This is a genomic window from Bradyrhizobium sp. BLXBL-01, assembly GCF_051853025.1.
Taxonomy (GTDB): domain Bacteria; phylum Pseudomonadota; class Alphaproteobacteria; order Rhizobiales; family Xanthobacteraceae; genus Bradyrhizobium.
On the sequence record NZ_CP182471.1, the window covers coordinates 471,891 to 490,540 of the forward strand.

The 18,650-nt window shown below is 65.5% G+C and carries 15 protein-coding genes; 10 read left to right on the top strand and 5 right to left on the bottom strand.

The window, feature by feature from the left end; genetic code table 11:
- Nucleotides 1-20 precede the first annotated feature (20 nt).
- Nucleotides 21-719: a Crp/Fnr family transcriptional regulator gene (locus tag ACNJYA_RS02275; RefSeq protein WP_172788851.1), complete on the bottom strand. Its 699-nt coding sequence runs from the start codon at nucleotides 717-719 to the stop codon at nucleotides 21-23.
- 891 nt (nucleotides 720-1,610) lie between these two features.
- Between ACNJYA_RS02275 and ACNJYA_RS02280 the strand changes: the two genes are divergently transcribed.
- The 7 genes from ACNJYA_RS02280 to ACNJYA_RS02310 all read left to right on the top strand — a co-directional run bounded on the left by ACNJYA_RS02280 (nucleotide 1,611) and on the right by ACNJYA_RS02310 (nucleotide 8,097).
- The gene (locus tag ACNJYA_RS02280) at nucleotides 1,611-2,033 is read left to right on the top strand and encodes a response regulator (protein ID WP_439367567.1); all 423 of its coding nucleotides are present in this window, start codon (nucleotides 1,611-1,613) and stop codon (nucleotides 2,031-2,033) included.
- A 437-nt stretch (nucleotides 2,034-2,470) separates the two neighbouring features.
- Nucleotides 2,471-5,272, top strand: a complete 2,802-nt coding sequence (locus tag ACNJYA_RS02285) for a hybrid sensor histidine kinase/response regulator (RefSeq protein WP_439365203.1) — start codon at nucleotides 2,471-2,473, stop codon at nucleotides 5,270-5,272.
- Nucleotides 5,273-5,299: 27 nt separating this feature from the next.
- On the top strand, nucleotides 5,300-5,773 hold the full coding sequence (locus ACNJYA_RS02290; RefSeq protein ID WP_439365204.1) for a chemotaxis protein CheW: 474 nt from the start codon (nucleotides 5,300-5,302) through the stop codon (nucleotides 5,771-5,773).
- Between the two features lie 33 nt (nucleotides 5,774-5,806).
- Nucleotides 5,807-6,193, top strand: a complete 387-nt coding sequence (locus tag ACNJYA_RS02295) for a response regulator (protein WP_018321619.1) — start codon at nucleotides 5,807-5,809, stop codon at nucleotides 6,191-6,193.
- Between the two features lie 60 nt (nucleotides 6,194-6,253).
- A complete protein-coding gene (locus ACNJYA_RS02300; RefSeq protein WP_172789328.1) occupies nucleotides 6,254-7,132 on the top strand; it encodes a CheR family methyltransferase in 879 nt (292 codons plus the stop codon).
- Nucleotides 7,133-7,134: 2 nt separating this feature from the next.
- Nucleotides 7,135-7,452, top strand: a complete 318-nt coding sequence (locus ACNJYA_RS02305; protein ID WP_172789327.1) for a PilZ domain-containing protein — start codon at nucleotides 7,135-7,137, stop codon at nucleotides 7,450-7,452.
- 141 nt (nucleotides 7,453-7,593) lie between these two features.
- Nucleotides 7,594-8,097, top strand: a complete 504-nt coding sequence (locus ACNJYA_RS02310) for a response regulator (RefSeq protein ID WP_172789326.1) — start codon at nucleotides 7,594-7,596, stop codon at nucleotides 8,095-8,097.
- Nucleotides 8,098-8,117: 20 nt separating this feature from the next.
- Here the strand turns inward: ACNJYA_RS02310 and ACNJYA_RS02315 are convergent, their stop codons facing one another.
- Nucleotides 8,118-8,420, bottom strand: coding sequence for a hypothetical protein (locus ACNJYA_RS02315; protein ID WP_172789325.1), 303 nt, complete (start codon nucleotides 8,418-8,420; stop codon nucleotides 8,118-8,120).
- A gap of 150 nt (nucleotides 8,421-8,570) precedes the next feature.
- Here ACNJYA_RS02315 and ACNJYA_RS02320 point away from each other — a divergent pair, with 150 nt between their 5' ends.
- The gene (locus ACNJYA_RS02320; protein WP_172789324.1) at nucleotides 8,571-9,206 is read left to right on the top strand and encodes a response regulator transcription factor; all 636 of its coding nucleotides are present in this window, start codon (nucleotides 8,571-8,573) and stop codon (nucleotides 9,204-9,206) included.
- 200 nt (nucleotides 9,207-9,406) lie between these two features.
- On the opposite strand, the gene ACNJYA_RS02325 is transcribed toward ACNJYA_RS02320, so the two are convergent.
- Together ACNJYA_RS02325 and ACNJYA_RS02330 are read right to left on the bottom strand one after the other, a co-directional pair.
- Complete coding sequence (locus ACNJYA_RS02325) at nucleotides 9,407-13,015, bottom strand: PAS domain S-box protein (protein WP_439401958.1); 3,609 nt, start codon at nucleotides 13,013-13,015, stop codon at nucleotides 9,407-9,409.
- Nucleotides 12,993-13,412 (bottom strand): response regulator, encoded by a 420-nt coding sequence (locus ACNJYA_RS02330; RefSeq protein WP_172789322.1) that lies wholly within the window; start codon nucleotides 13,410-13,412, stop codon nucleotides 12,993-12,995. The genes ACNJYA_RS02325 and ACNJYA_RS02330 overlap by 23 nt, the downstream gene beginning before the upstream one ends.
- A gap of 254 nt (nucleotides 13,413-13,666) precedes the next feature.
- Between ACNJYA_RS02330 and araD the strand changes: the two genes are divergently transcribed.
- Nucleotides 13,667-15,406, top strand: coding sequence for an L-arabinonate dehydratase (araD, locus tag ACNJYA_RS02335; protein WP_439365206.1), 1,740 nt, complete (start codon nucleotides 13,667-13,669; stop codon nucleotides 15,404-15,406).
- A 114-nt stretch (nucleotides 15,407-15,520) separates the two neighbouring features.
- Nucleotides 15,521-16,240 (top strand): ribonuclease activity regulator RraA, encoded by a 720-nt coding sequence (locus ACNJYA_RS02340; RefSeq protein WP_439365207.1) that lies wholly within the window; start codon nucleotides 15,521-15,523, stop codon nucleotides 16,238-16,240.
- 262 nt (nucleotides 16,241-16,502) lie between these two features.
- On the opposite strand, the gene ACNJYA_RS02345 is transcribed toward ACNJYA_RS02340, so the two are convergent.
- Nucleotides 16,503-18,602: a S9 family peptidase gene (locus tag ACNJYA_RS02345; protein ID WP_439365208.1), complete on the bottom strand. Its 2,100-nt coding sequence runs from the start codon at nucleotides 18,600-18,602 to the stop codon at nucleotides 16,503-16,505.
- Nucleotides 18,603-18,650 lie beyond the last annotated feature (48 nt).

The window sequence follows — 18,650 nt, forward strand, 5'->3', positions numbered from 1 at the left end:
GTTTACCAAGCGGGCGGCGCTCAGTGCGGGCCGAGCAGCCGGTCGTACTGGCCCTTCACGGCGGCGTAGCATTCGCATGCCGTCTGGCGCAGCCCGTCGAGGTTGGTGATCTGGATGTGCCCGCGGCTGTAGTGGATGAAATTGGCCTGCTGCAGCGAGTTGGCGACCAGCGACACGCTGTTGCGCCGGGCTCCGATCATCTGGGCCATGGTCTCCTGGGTCAGCAGCAGACGCGACTCGCCCGACAGATCATGAGTGTGCAGCAGGCAGCGCGACAGCCGCGACTCCACCGGATGGGCGGCGTTGCAGCCCGCGGTCTGCTGCACCTGGGCGTAGACCGCCAGCCCGTGGCGCGAGAGCTGTGCGCGCAGGGTGCTGCTCTGGTCGGCGGCCATGCGCAGGCGGTCCAGATCCACCACCGAGGCGACGCCGGGCACCAGCACGATGGCCGTGTTCAACGCACACGCATCGCCCACGATTGCGAGCGTCCCGAGCAGGCTGTCGCGGCCGATCATGGCGACTTGCACATGCTCGCCCTTGGCCAGTTCCACGACCAGCGAGATGACGCCGCGGTGAGGAAAATAGGCGCGCCTGAGCGTCTCGCCGGTCTCGACCAGCACCGCCTCGTGGGGCAGATCCGCCGTTCGCAGGTGCGGGCGGATCAATTCATAATCGTCCGCCGACAATGCGGACAGGAAACCGTTGGATGGACGCATCATCGTTTCCAAGGCTGCCTCCCCGTTCCCATGCGCCTTCGAATTCGCAGCGCGCGGATGACGTCGTGTGCGGGTAAGTTCCATCATCTTCGCGTCGGGATATATTGGCAATTGAGACAAGTTGTCCGGCCCTGGCGATGCGTCGACGCTGCGTGCACGTCGGCATACAGGGCTCGCATCGTGCTCCCGTCACGCCACCAAGGCCTGGGAACAGCATAACCGCGTCCATCGGCGAGATGCCGTCGGCAAGTGCCGCACTGGTCCCCACGACGCGGTCGCGGCCCAGCATCGCAATTTCGATCGTCTGTCCTTCGGACAGGCTCACCCTGATCGAAACGGATCCACCATGCGGGAAGTAGACGTGTCCCGGCGCAATGCCGATCACCCACGACAGATTTACTGACCATTTCGACCGCCGCGAGATACGGACGCAGCAAATCGAAATCTGCCGCGTCGAGCAGTTGCAGCAGCTGGTTGGGCGGGGGCCCGCTCACGGTCATGCAGGTCAATCCGGCGGGTTCGATGGTCGGCGGGCGGGGCGGCTTCGTCACTCAGGTGCACAGCGCGCAAATACTAACCTGAAGGTTGTGGTGACGTCCATATACCCCTTAGAGGGCAGACAGGCTGTTTCATTTGCGGCGGAGTTAAGAAGCGCACACTGATTCGCTGGCGAGGCGGCCGTCCTGCAACGCGTACGCGGGAATTAGCGGCAAGGGGGCCTCAGGAGCTGGAAGGCATTGCATCCGCGCTGGCCATCGCGCCGGTTCGCGTCGCCTCGTCCGCTTCCGCAAACGACGTTCGTTCCATCCCTCATCGAAACCAAAGGAGAAAGGCGTGCCCCACGGTTCAATCGTTGAATCGCCGAAACGGGAAGCTCAATTGGGGCGAGACGATCTGCGCCATATTCTCGTCGTCGACGATGACCCGATGGTGTGCATGGCCATCGAGGTCTACCTCCAGCGCAACAATTTTCGGGTGACGATCGCCGAGGGCGGTGAAGCCGGACTGCGTGCCCTCGAGGACAAGCAATTCGATCTGATGATCATCGACATCTTCATGCCGCACATGCGCGGGTTCGAATCGATCCGGATTTTCCACGAGCAGGCGCCGGTGATTCCGCTGATTGCGATGTCCGGCTACGCTTTCGCAAATCTGAACTCGCCCGCGCCCGACTTCCTGCGGATGGCGCTGGAGCTCGGCGCCGCGCGTTGTCTGCGTAAGCCGTTCACGCCGGACGCGCTGCTCGCCGCCATCAACGATTGCCTGGCAGAGCATCGCCCCCGCTCCGACGTTGCCACGGCGGTGCAGCTCGGTTAGCGCCGCACGAGCCGCTCGGCCGCAGGGTAACCCTTCGTTTACCTCGAGCGCGGATCGCGCAAATCGCGGCAACGCCCAAGAAACGTTCAAGAGCGCGCGCGGCGAGAGCCCCGCCGATTGCGGGCGGCCCGCGCCAACCGCCTGCGGGCCGGCCCTATCGTTCTTTGCGAGCAGGACTTTCCCACGCGCCTCGTCGCGCAATTATCGGCTCGTTGACCGCGCGGCTCCCGCCGTTGCGACGCGGAGGCGGTTTTGCCGAAAAGCGCTGCAGCATGCAGCAGAACCGCAAACTTCTCTTCAATATCCGTAGTAGCACGGAGGATGAAATTAACGGGACTGTGAAAGGGGATGTCTAACGATCCAGGATAGGGGCTTCCGTCCGTGCCGAGGGTGGCTCGGACGTCGCGTTTGCGGCCCAGGTCAGTAAGGCGTAGCTCATGGATGATCTGTTGCGGGAGTTTCTGACGGAGACCAGCGAGAGCCTGGACACCGTGGACAATCAGCTGGTGAAGTTCGAGCAGGAGCCGAACAACGCCAAGATCCTGGATAACATCTTCCGCCTGGTCCACACCATCAAGGGCACCTGCGGCTTTCTCGGCCTGCCGCGGCTGGAAGCGCTGGCGCATGCCGGCGAGACCCTGATGGGCAAATTCCGTGACGGCATGCCTGTCACCGCCGAGGCGGTGACGGTGATCCTGTCCTCGATCGACCGCATCAAGGAGATTTTGGCCGGCCTGGAGGCAACCGAGGCCGAGCCTGAAGGGAACGACCGCGATCTCATCGACAAGCTGGAGGCCATGGTCGAGCAGGGCATGGCCGCCATGTCAGGCTCGGCGCAGCCGATGCCGGCCGGCACCCCCGTTGCCGATGCGCCGCCGCTGGCGCCCGACGCCCCGGCCGCGGCGCCTGCCAAGGAGATGACCACGGGCTCGCTGGTCGAGCAGACCCTGGAGCGCCCGCTGCGTCCGGGCGAGGTCTCGCTCGACGAGCTCGAGCGCGCCTTCCGCGAGACCGCGATCGAAGCGCCGGTCGCCGCGCCCGTGGCCAAGACTGAGGTCAAGGCTGCACCTGCGCCGGCTGCCGAAGCCGCCGTTGCCAAGGAAGCCGCAAAGGCGCCCAAGGAGAAGGCCGCGCCGAAGAAGTCGATGGCCGACGAGACCGCGGTCGAGGGCGACCGCATCGCCAACCAGTCGATCCGTGTCAACGTGGATACGCTGGAGCACCTGATGACCATGGTCTCCGAGCTGGTCCTGACCCGCAACCAGCTCCTGGAGATCTCCCGCCGCAACGAGGACACCGAGTTCAAGGTGCCCTTGCAGCGCCTCTCCAACGTCACCGCCGAGCTGCAGGAGGGCGTCATGAAGACGCGCATGCAGCCGATCGGCAATGCCTGGCAGAAGCTGCCCCGCATCGTCCGCGACCTCTCATCCGAACTCGGCAAGCAGATCGAGCTCGAGATGCACGGCGCCGACACCGAGCTCGACCGCCAGGTGCTCGATTTGATCAAGGACCCGCTCACCCACATGGTGCGCAACTCCGCCGATCATGGCCTCGAGACCCCCGCCGAACGCCTCGCCAGCGGCAAGGGCGAGCAGGGCACCATCCGCCTCTCCGCCTATCACGAGGGCGGCCACATCATCATCTGCATCGCCGACAACGGCCGCGGCCTCAACACCGAGAAGATCAAGGCCAAGGCGCTTTCCTCAGGTCTCGTCACCGAGGCCGAGCTGGAGAAGATGAGCGAAGCCCAGATCCACAAGTTCATCTTCGCGCCGGGCTTCTCCACCGCGGCCGCCATCACCTCGGTCTCGGGCCGCGGCGTCGGCATGGACGTGGTCCGCACCAATATCGACCAGATCGGCGGCACCATCGACATCAAGTCGGTCGCGGGTGAAGGCTCCTCCGTCACCATCAAGATCCCGCTGACGCTCGCCATCGTCTCGGCGCTGATCGTCGAAGCCGCCGGCGACCGCTTTGCGATTCCGCAGCTCTCGGTGGTCGAGCTGGTGCGGGCCCGCGCCAACTCCGAGCACCGCATCGAGCGCATCAAGGACACCGCGGTCCTCAGGTTGCGCAACAAGCTCTTGCCGCTGATCCACCTCAAGAAGCTCCTGAAGATCGACGACGGCGCCGCCAGCGATCCCGAGAACGGCTTCATCGTGGTCACCCAGGTCGGCAGCCAGACCTTTGGCATCGTCGTCGACGGCGTGTTCCACACCGAAGAGATCGTGGTCAAGCCGATGTCGACCAAGCTGCGTCACATCGACATGTTCTCCGGCAACACCATTCTGGGCGATGGCGCGGTGATCATGATCATCGATCCCAACGGCATTGCGAAAGCGCTCGGCGCCGCCGGCTCCTCGGCCCATGACATGGGCGACGAGAACGGCGCCCATCACATCGGCTCCGGCGAGCAGACCACCTCGCTCTTGGTGTTCCGCGCCGGCTCGTCGCAGCCCAAGGCGGTCCCGCTTGGCCTCGTCACGCGCCTGGAAGAGCTGCCCGCCGACAAGATCGAGTTCAGTAACGGCCGCTACATGGTGCAGTACCGCGAGCAGCTGATGCCGCTGGTCGCCATGGACGGCGTCACCATTGCCAGCCAGGGCGCCCAGCCGATCCTGGTGTTCGCCGACGACGGCCGCTCCATGGGCCTCGTCGTCGACGAGATCATCGACATCGTCGAGGAACGCCTCAACATCGAGGTCGGCGGCTCCTCCTCCGGCATTCTCGGCTCGGCCGTGATCAAGGGCCAGGCCACCGAGGTGATCGACGTCGGCCACTTCCTGCCGATGGCGTTCGCCGACTGGTTCACCCGCAAGGAGATGAAGCCGTCGCTGCACTCGCAGTCGGTGCTGCTGGTCGACGACTCGGCGTTCTTCCGCAACATGCTGGCGCCGGTGCTGAAGGCCGCCGGCTACCGCGTCCGCACCGCGCCGACCGCGCAGGAAGGCCTCGCCGCCCTGCGCGCCCAGAGTTTCGACGTGATCCTGACCGACATCGAGATGCCCGACATGAACGGGTTCGAGTTCGCCGAAGTCGTCCGCTCCGACAACAACCTCGCCGCGACGCCGATCATCGGCCTCTCGGCGCTGGTGTCGCCGGCGGCGATCGAGCGCGGCCGGCAGGCCGGCTTCCACGATTACGTCGCCAAGTTCGACCGGCCCGGTCTGATCGCGGCGCTGAAGGAGCAGACCGCGGGCGCCGCCGGCGCCTCCGAGCTGAGCCGGGCCGCGGCGTAAGCCGGACGGGGATCAGGAGACACCGAGATGAGCAAGAAGACCCAGTCCGCTGAAGGCGCCATGGTCGAGTACGTCACCGCGATGATCGGCGGCCAGCTGTTCGGCCTGCCGATCTCGCGCGTCCAGGACGTGTTCATGCCCGAGCGCGTCACCCGCGTGCCCCTGTCCTCGCACGAGATCGCGGGCGTCCTCAATCTGCGCGGCCGCATCGTCACCGTGGTCGACATGCGTGCCCGCCTCGGCCTGCCCAAGGCCGAAGACGGCAAGGTGCCGATGGCGGTCGGCGTCGACCTGCGCGGCGAATCCTACGGCCTGCTGATCGACCAGATCGGCGAGGTGCTGCGCCTGCCCGAGGCCGGCATGGAGGAGAACCCCGTCAACCTCGACCCCCGCATGGCCAAGCTCGCCGGCGGCGTCCACCGCCTCGACGGCCAGCTCATGGTCGTGCTCGACGTCGATCGCGTCCTCGAGCTCGAAACCAAAGTGCAAATGGCCGCGTGAGCCAACGAAAAGCATCGAAGCCGGAGAACCAAAATGAAAACCTGTTTGGTGGTCGATGATTCCAGCGTCGTGCGCAAGATCGCACGCCGGATCCTGGAAGGCCTCGAGTTCGAGGTCACCGAGGCCGAGGACGGCTCGAAGGCGCTCGAGATCTGTCAGCGGCAGCTGCCCGATGCGGTGCTGCTCGACTGGAACATGCCGGTCATGGACGGCTTCGAGTTCATGGGCCACATGCGCCGCCTGCCCGGCGGCGATCAGCCGAAGGTGGTGTTCTGCACCACCGAGAACAACGTGGCTCATATCGCTCAGGCGCTCAGCGGCGGCGCCAATGAGTACATCATGAAGCCCTTCGACAAAGATATCATCGCCGACAAGTTCGCTGAAGTTGGTTTGATCCCGGTCGGACAAGCCATGGTCTGAGTGTGTCTGGCCCAAAGTGCTTGGGCCAGAGTGTTCCAGTACAGTTCGAAGAGGCCATCCGTGACCCCGACCGAGTATGAGTATCTGCGCAAGTTCCTGAAGGACAATTCCGGTCTCGACCTGTCCGCAGACAAGCAATATCTGATCGAAAGCCGCTTGATGCCGCTGGCCCGCAAGGCCGGGATCTCTGGCATCGCCGAGCTCGTGCAGAAGCTGCAAGGCGGCTCGCGCCAGCTGATCACCGACGTGGTCGAAGCCATGACCACCAACGAGACCTTCTTCTTCCGCGACAAGGTCCCGTTCGATCATTTCCGCGACCACATCATGCCGGAGATCATCAGGGCGCGTGCGGCCAAGCGCAGCGTGCGCATCTGGTGTGCCGCCGGCTCGACCGGGCAGGAGCCCTATTCGCTGGCGATGTGTCTGAAGGAGATGGGCGCGGCCCTCACCGGCTGGCGCGTCGAGATCATCGCCACCGACCTGTCGCAAGAGGTGCTGGAGAAGGCCAAGGCCGGCGTCTACAGCCAGTTCGAGGTGCAGCGCGGCCTGCCGATCCAGATGCTGGTGAAATATTTCAAGCAGATCGGCGAGACCTGGCAGATCAATCCCGAATTGCGGGCGATGATCCAGCACCGGCAGCTCAACCTGCTGCACGATTTCGCCCAGCTCGGCACCTTCGACGTCATCTTCTGCCGCAACGTGCTGATCTATTTCGATCAGGACACCAAGATCAACATCTTCAACCGCCTGGCGCGCCAGATCGAGCCCGACGGCTTCCTGGTGCTCGGCGCTGCCGAAACCGTGGTCGGGCTGACCGACACGTTCCGGCCGATTCCGGAGCGGCGCGGCCTCTACAAGCCGAACGATCCGCGCGCGGCAGCGGCCAAGCCGGTTCTCGCCGGTGCGGCGCCGCGCATGGCGGCGGTGGCGGGACGATAATCATGGCCGAGGAGGGCAAGGGCGTCGAGCGCGTGACTTTCAGCCGCGGTTATGATGTCTGCATCATGGCCATCGACGGCACCTGGCGGCGCGACTGCAAGCTCAACGCGATCTCCGACACCGACGCCGTTCTCACGGTGGAGGGCTCGATCCAGGGCTTGAACCTGAAAGAGTTCTTCCTGCTGCTGTCGTCCACGGGTCTCGCCTATCGTCGCTGCGAGTTGGTCCGTGTCAACGGTGCCGAAATGGATATCCAGTTCTTGCGCGGCAAGAATCGGAAGAAGCGCGGTGCGGCCGGCGGTCACGACGCCGCGGCCTGATCCCGCCGCCACTGTCGCCACGCTTTCCGACACTTTGCTTCACATTTGCTGAAGACTTCGGAGTCAATTGCTCGCAGCAGCTTTACGCGGCCTAAGCGCGAGCCGTGTATCCATTGACGCTCTCAATCTCAGGATACGGCAATGCCCAGAAGTTCTCTTTCCCCGATCTCGTCAAACCTGCCCGACGGCACTGAACGGCGTGCGCTTCAGCTCCTGGTGGTCGACGACGACGCCACGCAGCGCAGCCTGATCACGGTCGCGGCCAAGCAGGCCGGCCACGAGGTCACCGTGGCGCCATCCGTTGCGGACGCGATCGAGAAGCTGCGCGCTGCGCGCTTCGATTGCGTGACGCTCGACCTCGTGCTGGAGGATGGCGACGGCGTCGACGTGCTGCGCGAGATGGCGAGCGCCAAGTTCGCCGGCTCCGTGATCGTCATCAGCGGCATGGACGGCAAGCGCCGCAGTGCCGCCCGCAGCTTCGCCCGTTCCGTCGGGATCGAGCTCCAGAGCCTGCCGAAGCCGCTGGATCTCGCGGCGCTGCGCATCAGCCTCGCCAATCTCGGCAAGACCGCGATGGGCCTGCCGGCGATTCACACCTGGGGTGGTGTCGCCACCGACGCTATCGTGGAGCGGCACCGCGCCTAGCTCGCGGAGCTGCCATGCGGTCAGATGCTGCCGCCCGCCGCGTTGCCGGATTCCGATAGGCATTGCAGGGCGTGGCCGAGGCCCGCCCGGCAGGCATTGAGGGCCGCGCTCGCGCTGGCGTAGCGGGGCGTGACGTCGTCGAGCACGACGATATCCGCGGAACCTTCCGGATCGCTGCCGTGTTCTTGGTCCATGGCTGCGGCGATCCGGCGCATGCTGGTCTCGATCTGTGCGATCAGCAAACGAAGGTCCGCCGCAATCAGCTCACGGCTCGCGATTTCGGGCGTTGCGACGGGAGGCGGCGTGTCGGCCAAATTTAGCATGGATATTCTCCGTCCACCGCAATTAGGCGCCATGCCGCTACTTGTGCGTTAAGTCCATGTCCCGTACAAATACGGGTGGGCCGAATCCGCGCCGAGCGCCATAACGAATGGCGCGGAACGCGAGTCCTTCATGCCAACCGGATGTGGCACATGGCCGAACAAAGCTCTCGCGGTGAAATCTTCGTGGTCGACGACGACCCTGCCGTTCGCGACACCTTGTCGATGGTGTTGAAGGCGGCGGGCTATGAGGTGATCTGTTTCGCCGACGGTGCAGCGCTGCTCTCGGTCGCGCGAAACCGCACACCGGCTGCAATCCTGCTCGACGTGAATATTCCCGGAAAGTCGGGTCTCGACATCCTGAAGGAGCTGCACGGCGAGGACTACCCGGCACCGATCTTCATGATCTCCGGGCAGGGCGACATCGCGATGGCGGTGGGCGCGATCAAGAGCGGCGCACTCGACTTCATCGAGAAGCCGTTCCGCGGCAGCGAGATCGTCGGCCGCCTCGACGAGGCGATCGGTGCCTATGCACGCCGGCAGGCGGAGAACGCGTCGCCGAAATTCGGCTCGCTGCATTTCCCCGGCCGCGAGCCGCTGACGCGCAGGGAGCGCGAGGTGCTCGAGCAGTTCGCCGCCGGTGCCTCCAACAAGGAGGCCGGCCGCACGCTCGGCATCAGCCCGCGCACCATCGAGGACCACCGCGCCAACATCATGAAGAAGCTCGGCGCACGCAATGCCGCCGACCTGATCCGCATCGTGATGACCGCGGCCCAGCGCGCGTCGTAGCGTGATACGTGAGATGCCGTAGGGTAGGCAAAGCGAAGCGTGCCCACGAACTTCACGTGACGCAGTGGAAGAGATCGTGGGCACGGCGCAAGTGCGCCTTTGCCCACCCTACGAGAGCTCGCTGCGCCGCTAAGTTCGCGCTCGTGCAGGCTTCAACACTTGTTCCCGGATTGCGCTGCGCTCGATCCGGGCTACGGCTCTCACCCGCTCAGCGCCTTGCGGATGATCCGTGCCAGATCCGATTTGCGATAGGGCTTGGCCAGCAACATCACGCCGGAATCCAGCCGGCCGTGATGGATGATCGCGTTCTCGGTATAGCCTGACGTGTAGACCACCTTGAGATCCGGGCGCGTCTTCATCAGCTCGTCCGCGAGCTGCCGTCCGTTCATCTTGCCGGGCATGATGACGTCGGTGAACAGAAGGTCGAACGGCTTGCCGGCGGCGACGATCGCGAGCGCCTCCGCGGCGTCCGCGGCCTGCAGGGTGACGTAGCCCAGCGAATGCAGCTGCGCGAGCACGTAGTCCCGCACCAGCCGGTCGTCCTCGACGACCAGGATCGTCTCGTGTCCGCCCTCGATCGTCGCCGGCGTCACGCCCTCGCCGCTCGCCGTCGGCGTCTTGCCGGGCGGCAGATACATCTTGATCGTGGTGCCGTGGCCCTCCTCGCTGTAGATCTTGATGTGACCTGCGGACTGCTTGATGAAGCCGTAGACCATCGAAAGCCCGAGCCCGGTGCCCTTGCCCGGTCCTTTCGAGGTGAAGAAGGGGTCGAACACCCTGGGCAGCATGTGCGCGGGAATCCCGGTGCCGGTGTCGCTCACCGCGATCAGCACGTAGTGCCCCGGCGGCACGTCGTTGGCGCCGGCATAGACCTCGTCGAGATAGGCGGCGCCGGTCTCCACGATCAGCTTGCCGCCGCCGGGCATGGCGTCGCGCGCATTCAGCGCCAGGTTGAGGATCGCGGTGGTGAGCTGGTTGGGATCGACGATGGCGACGCAATTCTCGTCCTCGAACACCGATTCGATCTGGATCTGCTCGCCCAGCGTCGGACGCAGCAATTTCGCGGTGTCGACGATCAGCGAGTTGATGTCGATCTCGCGCGGCTGGAGCGGCTGCTTGCGGGCGAAGGCAAGGAGGTGCTGGGTCAGATCGGCGCCGCGCGCGGCGGCCTCGTCGATCATCTTGGTGATGGCCGCGAGCTGCGGCTCCTTGGCGACCGCCTCCGCAAGAATCTCGATCGTCCCGGTGATGACGGTGAGAATGTTGTTGAAATCATGCGCCACGCCGCCGGTGAGCTGGCCGACCGCCTCCATCTTCTCGGCGTGGCGGATGCGCTCCTCGGCGGCGATCTTGTCGGTGAGGTCGCGGTAGAAGACGTTGAACAGCAGGCCCTCGCGCCGCTTCAGCGCGGTGACGCTCAGCTCGGCCCTGAATTCCTTGCCGTCGCGGCGGCGGCACATCAGCTCGCGGCGGCGGTTCAGCGTCGTGCCGTCCTCTTCGGCCAGGAATTGCTTCAGCCCCGCCCTGACCCTCTCGCGTTCGCCCTCGGCGACGATGAGGTCGATCGTGCTCTTGCCGAGCACCTCGTCGCGGCGCCAGCCGAACAGCTGCTCGGCCTGCGAGTTCCAGTTCAGGATGCTTCCGGTCTCGTCGGTCTGGACGAAGGCGTCGAGCGAGGTCTCGACGATGTTGCGGGCGAGCCGCTCGCTCTCGCGCAGCGATTCCTGCGCGAGCCGCGCTTCGGTCATGTCGCGCCCGACGAAGAAGAAGCGCTTGGCGGGCTCGGACCAGCTGCCGAGCCAGGACAGCCAGACCTCGTGCCCGTTCTTGTGGAGGCAGCGCGTGTCGGCGAGCTTGACGCGCTCGCCGCGGCGCATCGCGCGCATTTCGGCACGGGACTGCTCCAGATGAGCGGGATGAATGAAGTCGGCGCCGCTGCGGCCGATCATCTCGTCCGGTCGATAGCCGAGAATGGTCTGGCTGCTCGGGCTGATCTGCGCGACATGGGCTCGCGCGTCCATGACCATGATCAGGTCCTGCGACGTCTCGAAGATCTGCCGCCGCTCCTCCAGCTGGTTCTGGAGGGCCCGCTCGGCGCGTCGCGCCTCGGTCAGGCTGCGCGCGCTTCCCGAGGCGCCGATGACCTCGCCCGCCGGTCCCTTGATCGGCGACAGGCCGAGCGAAATCTCGACCGGCGTGCCGTCCTTGCGCAGGCGGACCGTCTCGAAGCGTTCGATCGGCTCGCCCCGCGCGATCCGCCGCAGATAGTCCTTGCCGTGCTCGCGGCGGTCGGGTGGGACAATGATCGACGTGGGCTTGCCGATCGCCTCCTCCGCCGTATAGCCGTAAAGGCGTTCGGCGGCCGGATTCCAGCCGGTGATGACGGCATCGAGCGTCTGCATCACGATCGCATCGTCGGACGATTCCACCGCGGCGCTGAACAGGCTCTCGCGCGCCGCATGATGGCTTCGCGCCGCCTCGGTGCGGCGATGCTCCTCGATCTCGCGTTCGAGCGCGGCTGTTTTCGCGCGCATCTCCTCCACCATCCGGGCAAAGGCCCGCGCCAGCACGCCGGTTTCGCCGCTGGCATCGACGGGGATGTCTGCGGGACGTCCGCTGCCGATGGCCTGCACCGCCTCCGTCAGGCGCCCGATCGGGCGGGTCAACGAGCGCGCCAGCAGCACCGCGAGGGCAGCTGCGGCGAGAACGGCCAGCACGCCGACGAGCAGGGACGTTTTTTGAATGGCGGCCGGCACGCGGCCGAACACGGGCGCAGGGATCGTTTCGATGATGGCGACCCATTCCTTGCCCGCGAGCAGGGTCGGCGCCAGCGCTGCCCCGCTCGGCCGGCCCGATGAATCGGTCATGAGCCGCGTGGATCCTTCCAGCGTGCCCGTCAGAGCCCCGAAGTATGGAAAGTCCTTGCGCCAGTCGTTGGGGCGGTCATGCGCTGCGCCGAATTCGCGCATACGGTCGGGATGGACGAGATAGTCGCCGCGCGCGTTTACAACGTGGATCTCTCCGCCGGAGGTCGTTGTCGCACGGACCCGGTCGAGTGCCGGGCGCATGTCGACATTGGCCACGATGATGCCGAACGGCTTGTCGTCGGCTGTGAACAGCGGCATCGCGACCCGCAAAGTCGGCGCGTGGGACGCCCTCGTTCCCCCCTGACGCGTGGCGAGCTCGATGGGAGACACATAGATTTCGCCGGGCGCGAGCCGTATGGCTTCCTGGAAGTAGGCTCGGTCGCTCTTGCGCTCCAGTTCACCGTCCGGGGCGATCCTGACTGCTCCGTTCGGTCCGGAGCGATCGACGTGGACCAGTTCGCGCTGGTCGTTGTCGACGCCGATGATCCTGAACTGCCCGTAGATGGGCTTGGCCTCGATCTCGGCCGCGAGCCGTGCCGCGATACGCTCGCGCCAGGTTTGCTCCGAGACGCCATCCACGGGATCGACCCCTCCGCCGACATGAGCGCGGATCAGGCCGTTGATCGCCGCTGCGGCGCGATAGCCGACCAGATCGCCGCGCACGCCGGCAACGTAGGATTCAAGGTTGGTCGCGAGCAGGCGCGATTGGGCTTCGACCCGCTCCAGCACCCGCGGAATGACGGCCTGTGTGGTGTTGCGATAGCCGAGCCATCCGACCGCGGCCACGGTAACCGCCACCAGCAGGATCATCGCGATGGCCAGCCGCGTGGCCAGCGTCGTTGCTGCTCTCATGGGGAATTTCGCCGGACCCGCCGTATCGCTGCGCCATTTCTGGCTTGCAGCAGAGGAGGTGCCCTTGTCATCGGCGGCCGGAGCGGACATCGGACCCCTCCGGCTCGTGGGCCTTCAGGCAATCTGCGACCACGGCGAGCAGTGTACCGGGCCGGAACGGCTTTTGCAGGCTGGCGACCGCGCCGAGCTTGGTCGCCATCTTCAGGAAATCCGGCTCCGCATAGGCATCCGGCGTGCTCGAACGGCCGGAGATGACGACGATCGGAACGGCCGGGGCCAGCACCCGAATGTGACGCATCGTCTCCAGTCCGTCCATGCCGGGCATGAAGATGTCGAGAAACAGCAGGTCGAACCGGCTCGCCTCGAACAGCGCCAGCCCCTTGCGGCCATCCCCGGCGACCGTCACGTGATGACCAGCCCGTTCCAGCAGCAGCCGGATGGTGAACTGGACGGCCGGATCGTCATCCACGATCAGGATGTTGGCCACGTCTGAAATCCTCCGGAGTCGGCGGAGTTAGTCCCACCAACCGCAAATCAAGCCAATCAACTCGAAATTGTTGCGCGGTTTCTCGTCTGCCGGCAAGCACTTCGGCCGGTGCTGCCGATTTATTGCGCTGCACCGCCAAATATGCCCGCCTGAGTGCATAGCAGAGGTTCGCCATCCGCCAGCCCAGCGCCTTGCCGGGGGTGGATCGCCTGTGAGAAGAGCAGGGCCAATCCTCCGGACGGACAAGGAATGCGATGACCAACAAGAAGAAAACGCCCGACCAGCTCCGCAGCGCGCGTTGGTTCGCGCCCGATGATCTGCGCTCGTTCGGCCACCGCTCCCGCGCCATGCAGATGGGCTACGCGCCGGAGGAGTGGAAGGACCGCCCGATCATCGCGATCCTCAACACCTGGTCGGACGCGCAGCCCTGCCACATGCACTTCAAGTCTCGCGTCGAGGACGTCAAGCGCGGCATCCTGATGGCGGGCGGCCTGCCGCTGGAGCTGCCGGCGCTGTCGCTGTCGGAATCACTGCTCAAGCCCACCACCATGCTCTATCGCAACCTGCTGGCAATGGACGCGGAGGAGCTGCTGCGCAGCCATCCGGTCGACGGCGTGGTGCTGATGGGCGGCTGCGACAAGACCACGCCGGCGCTGCTGCTGGGTGCGACCTCGATGAACATCCCGGCGATCTATCTGCCGGCAGGCCCGATGCTGCGCGGCAATTGGAAGGGCAAGACGCTCGGCTCCGGGTCCGACGGCTGGAAGTATTGGGACGAGCGCCGCGCCGGCAAGATCTCCGACAAGGACTGGCTCGATATCGAGGCCGGCATCGCCCGCAGCTACGGCACCTGCATGACCATGGGCACCGCCTCGACCATGACCGCGATTGCAGAAGCGATCGGCATGACGCTGCCCGGCGCTTCCTCGATTCCCGCCGCGGATGCCAACCACATCCGCATGGCCAGTGAATGCGGCCGCCGCATCGTCGACATGGTGTGGGAGGATCTGACGCCGAAGACGATTCAGACCCGCAAGGCGTTCGAGAATGCCATTGCGGTCGCGATGGCGATGGGCTGCTCCACCAACGCCATCATCCATCTGATCGCGCAGGCCCGCCGCGCCGGCCAGGACATCGGCCTCGACGATTTCGAGAAGGCCAGCCGCAAGGTGCCCGTCATCGCCAACGTGCGGCCGAGCGGCGAGACGTACCTGATGGAGGACTTCTTCTACGCCGGTGGCCTGCCGGCGCTGATGAGCCAGATCAAGCCGCATCTGCATCTCGAGTGTGTCACCGTCACTGGAAAGACGGTGGCTGAGAACATCGCGGGCGCCGAGGTGTACAATGCCGACGTGATCCGCGGCATCGACAATCCCATCTACAAGGAAGGCGCGCTCGCCGTGCTCACGGGCAATCTTGCGCCCGACGGCTGCGTCATAAAACCCTCCGCCTGCGCGCCGCGCTTCCTCAGGCACACCGGGCCGGCGCTGGTGTTCGACGACTATCCCTCGATGAAGAAGGCGGTCGACGATCCCAACCTCGACGTCACCGAGGATCACATCCTCATCTTGCGTAATGCCGGGCCGCAAGGTGGCCCCGGCATGCCGGAATGGGGCATGCTGCCGATCCCGACCAAGCTCGTGAAGCAGGGTGTGCGCGACATGGTGCGCATCTCGGATGCGCGCATGAGCGGCACCAGCTATGGCGCCTGCATCCTGCACGTTTCGCCGGAATCGTATATCGGCGGTCCGCTGGCGCTGGTGCGGAACGGCGACCGCATCACGCTCGACGTCGCCGCGCGCACCATCAATCTCGACGTCTCCGAAGCCGAGCTCGCAAAACGCCGCGCCGCCTGGAAGCAGCCCGCGCGCCGCTTCGAACGCGGCTATGGCTGGATGTTCACCAGGCACATCAAGCAGGCCAATGACGGCTGCGATTTCGACTTCCTGGAGACCGATTTCGGCGCGCCGATCGGCGAGCCGTCGATTTACTGACCGTCGTTCCGGGGCGATGCGAAGCATCGAACCCGGAACCCATTTCACCCCAGCGTATGCGGCCCGATCGATTCCGGGCTCGCGCTACGCGCGCCCCGGAATGACGAGTACATCATGACCAAACTCACCGAAGCCACCCGCACAAAACTCAAATCCGTCTCCACCGCAACCGTCGCCACCGCCTTGTTCAAGCGCGGCCTGCGCATCCAGATGATCCAGGATGTCCGCCCCTTGAGCCCGGACCAGCCGACCATGGTCGGCGAGGCCTTCACGCTGCGCTACATGCCGGCGCGAGAGGACCTCAACACTATCGACGTGTTCAGGGATCGCTCCCATCCGCAGCGCAAGGCGGTCGAGGAGTGCCCGCCGGGCGCCGTGCTGGTGATGGACAGCCGCAAGGATGCGCGCGCGGCCTCGGCCGGCGCGATCCTGGTGACGCGCCTGATGAAGCGCGGCGTCGCCGGCGTCGTCACCGATGGCGGCTTTCGCGACTCCGCCGAGATCTCAAGGCTCGGCTTTCCCGCCTTCCACCATCGCCCCTCGGCGCCGACCAATCTGACGCTGCATCAGGCGATCGAGATCAACGTGCCGATCGGCTGCGGCGATGCGCCGGTGTTTCCCGGCGACGTCATTCTCGGCGATGCCGACGGCGTCATCGTGATCCCCGCGCATCTTGCGGACGAGATCGCCAACGAAACGTTCGAGATGACCGCATTCGAGGATTTCGTCACCGAGGAAGTCGGCAAGGGCCGCGGCATTTTCGGTCTCTATCCCGCCACCGATCCCCAGACGCTCACCGATTTCGCGGAATGGCGCAAGAAGAACGGGCGGTAGTTCCTTCGCCTTTCCCCGCTGCAGTCAGGGCTATCGCATATAGTTCGATCTTGCCTGTGGCCATCCTTCGAGACGCCCGCCGTTGGCGGGCCCTCAGGATGAGGACCGAGGTCGTGGCGACCGCTTCAACGAGCGCGGATGCTGTTTAGCCTCATCCTGAGGAGACCGCACAGCGGTCGTCTCGAAGGACGAGGCGTGCGCGCCGGCCGGCGCCACAAGTCACATGCAATCGCCCTGCCCCTTGCGGGGAGAGGGATAAACGTCACGCCTCCGCCATCCCCGCCGCCCACAGCGCGAACGCGTAGACGATCGCGACTTCGTCCAGCCGGTCGAAGCGGCCCGACGCGCCGCCGTGGCCGGCGCCCATGTTGGTGCGCAGCAGGACCGGGCCGCCGCCGGTCATGGTGGCGCGCAGGCGTGCGATCCACTTGGCGGGCTCCCAGTAAGTGACCCGGGGATCAGTAAGTCCGCCCATCGCCAGGATCGCCGGATAGTCCTTCGCCGCGACGTTGTCGTAGGGCGAGTAGGAGAGGATGGTGCGGAAATCCTTCTCGCTCTCGATCGGGTTGCCCCATTCCGGCCATTCCGGCGGCGTCAACGGCAGTGTGTCGTCGAGCATGGTGTTGAGCACGTCGACGAACGGCACCTCGGCGACGATGCCGGCGAACAATTCGCCGGCACGGTTGGCGACCGCGCCCATCAGCATGCCGCCGGCCGAGCCGCCATGGCCGATGATGCGCTTGGCGCTGGTGTATTTCGCATCGATCAGCGCGCGGGCGCCGGCGGCGAAATCGTCGAACGAGTTCGTCTTCTTCTCGCGCTTGCCGTCGAGATACCAGCCCCAGCCCTTGTCGGCGCCGCCGCGGATATGCGCGATGGCGTAAACGAAGCCGCGATCGACCAGCGACAGGCGGTTGGCGCTGAACGACGCCGGCATCGCCATGCCGTAGGAGCCGTAGCCGTAGAGCAGGAGCGGCGCTGTGCCGTCGAGCTTCAGCCCGCGGCGATGGAGGATCGAGACCGGCACCTCGGCGCCGTCATGCGATTTCGCCATGATGCGCGTCGTGACGTAGTCGGCCGGGTTATGTCCCGACGGAATCTCCTGCCGCTTGCGCAGCACGCGCGTCCGTTTCGTCATGTCGTAATCATAGACTTCCGACGGCGTCGTCATCGACGAATAGGCAAAGCGCAGTGTAGTCGTCTCGAACTCGTAGGAGCCCATCGTGTCGAGCGAATAGGCGGCCTCGTCGAACGCGATGGCGTGCTCCTCCCCGCCAGCGAGATCGCGGATCACGACCGACGGCAGCGCATGGGCGCGCTCGAGCCGCACCAGATGGCCGGCATAGAGATCGAGGTCGATGATGTAGATGCCGGGCCGATACGGGATCAGATCGCGCCAGTTCTTGCGCTCGGGCGCGTGAAGCGGCGCGGTGACGATCTTGAAGTCGATGGCGTCATCGGCATTGGTGAGGATGAACAGGTCGTCGCCGCGGTCTGCGAGCGAATATTGCACGCCCTCCTCGCGCGCCGCGACGAGGCGCGGCGGCACGTCGGGATTGGCGAGGTCGATCAGCCGTTGCTCGCTCGTCTCGTGATCGCCGCCCGCGATCACGCAGAAGCGGCCGCTGGTGCTCTCATGCAGGTGGGTGAACCAGCCGGAATCCTGCTCCTCATAGACCAGCGTGTCGTCGGCCTGCTGGGTGCCGAGCCTGTGCCGCCACACCTGCATCGGCCGATGATTGTCGTCGAGCTTCACATAGAAGAAGCTCTTGCAGTCCGCGGCCCAGACCACGCCGCCATCGGTCTCCTCGACGAGATCGTCGAGATCCTTACCGCTCGCCCAGTCGCGAACGCGGATCGAAAAATATTCCGAGCCCTTGGTGTCGGCGCTCCAGGCCTGCAGCTTGTGATCGTAGGAGTGCCGGCTGCCGCCGAACTTGAAATATGTGTGGTCCTTGGCGAGCGCGTCGCCGTCGAGCACGATCTCGCCGTCGCCGCCACCGCGCGGCATGCGGCCGAACAGCTCGTGCTGCCCGCCTTCACGAAACCTGCGGAAATAGGCGAAGGGACCGTCGGGTGACGGCACGCTGGAATCGTCCTCCTTGATCCGCCCGCGCATCTCGCGCACCAGCGTCTTCTGCAGCGGCGCGGTATGGCCGAGCAGGCTCTCGGTATAGGCGTTCTCCTCGTCGAGATATTTGCGGATGTCAGGGTCGATCACGGCGGGATCGCGCAGCACCTCCTGCCAGTTCGCATCCTTCAGCCAGGCATAATCGTCGGTCACGGTGATGCCGTGCCGCGTGAAGGCATGCGGCCGGCGCGGGGCGACGGGGGACTTCGAAGGCGTCTTGGCTTGGGTCACTCGGTCCTCATCATCTCTCGTTCGCGCAGTGCTTCCTCTTCACCTCTC

What these genes read in the sequence shown, in the direction of transcription:
- ACNJYA_RS02275 (WP_172788851.1), bottom strand. Translation starts at nt 719, where the DNA reads ATGATGCGTCCATCCAACGGTTTCCTGTCCGCATTGTCGGCGGACGAT.
- ACNJYA_RS02285 (WP_439365203.1), top strand. Translation starts at nt 2,471, where the DNA reads ATGGATGATCTGTTGCGGGAGTTTCTGACGGAGACCAGCGAGAGCCTG.
- ACNJYA_RS02290 (WP_439365204.1), top strand. Translation starts at nt 5,300, where the DNA reads ATGAGCAAGAAGACCCAGTCCGCTGAAGGCGCCATGGTCGAGTACGTC.
- ACNJYA_RS02295 (WP_018321619.1), top strand. Translation starts at nt 5,807, where the DNA reads ATGAAAACCTGTTTGGTGGTCGATGATTCCAGCGTCGTGCGCAAGATC.
- ACNJYA_RS02305 (WP_172789327.1), top strand. Translation starts at nt 7,135, where the DNA reads ATGGCCGAGGAGGGCAAGGGCGTCGAGCGCGTGACTTTCAGCCGCGGT.
- ACNJYA_RS02310 (WP_172789326.1), top strand. Translation starts at nt 7,594, where the DNA reads ATGCCCAGAAGTTCTCTTTCCCCGATCTCGTCAAACCTGCCCGACGGC.
- ACNJYA_RS02315 (WP_172789325.1), bottom strand. Translation starts at nt 8,420, where the DNA reads ATGCTAAATTTGGCCGACACGCCGCCTCCCGTCGCAACGCCCGAAATC.
- ACNJYA_RS02320 (WP_172789324.1), top strand. Translation starts at nt 8,571, where the DNA reads ATGGCCGAACAAAGCTCTCGCGGTGAAATCTTCGTGGTCGACGACGAC.
- ACNJYA_RS02325 (WP_439401958.1), bottom strand. Translation starts at nt 13,015, where the DNA reads ATGTCCGCTCCGGCCGCCGATGACAAGGGCACCTCCTCTGCTGCAAGC.
- araD (WP_439365206.1), top strand. Translation starts at nt 13,667, where the DNA reads ATGACCAACAAGAAGAAAACGCCCGACCAGCTCCGCAGCGCGCGTTGG.
- ACNJYA_RS02340 (WP_439365207.1), top strand. Translation starts at nt 15,521, where the DNA reads ATGACCAAACTCACCGAAGCCACCCGCACAAAACTCAAATCCGTCTCC.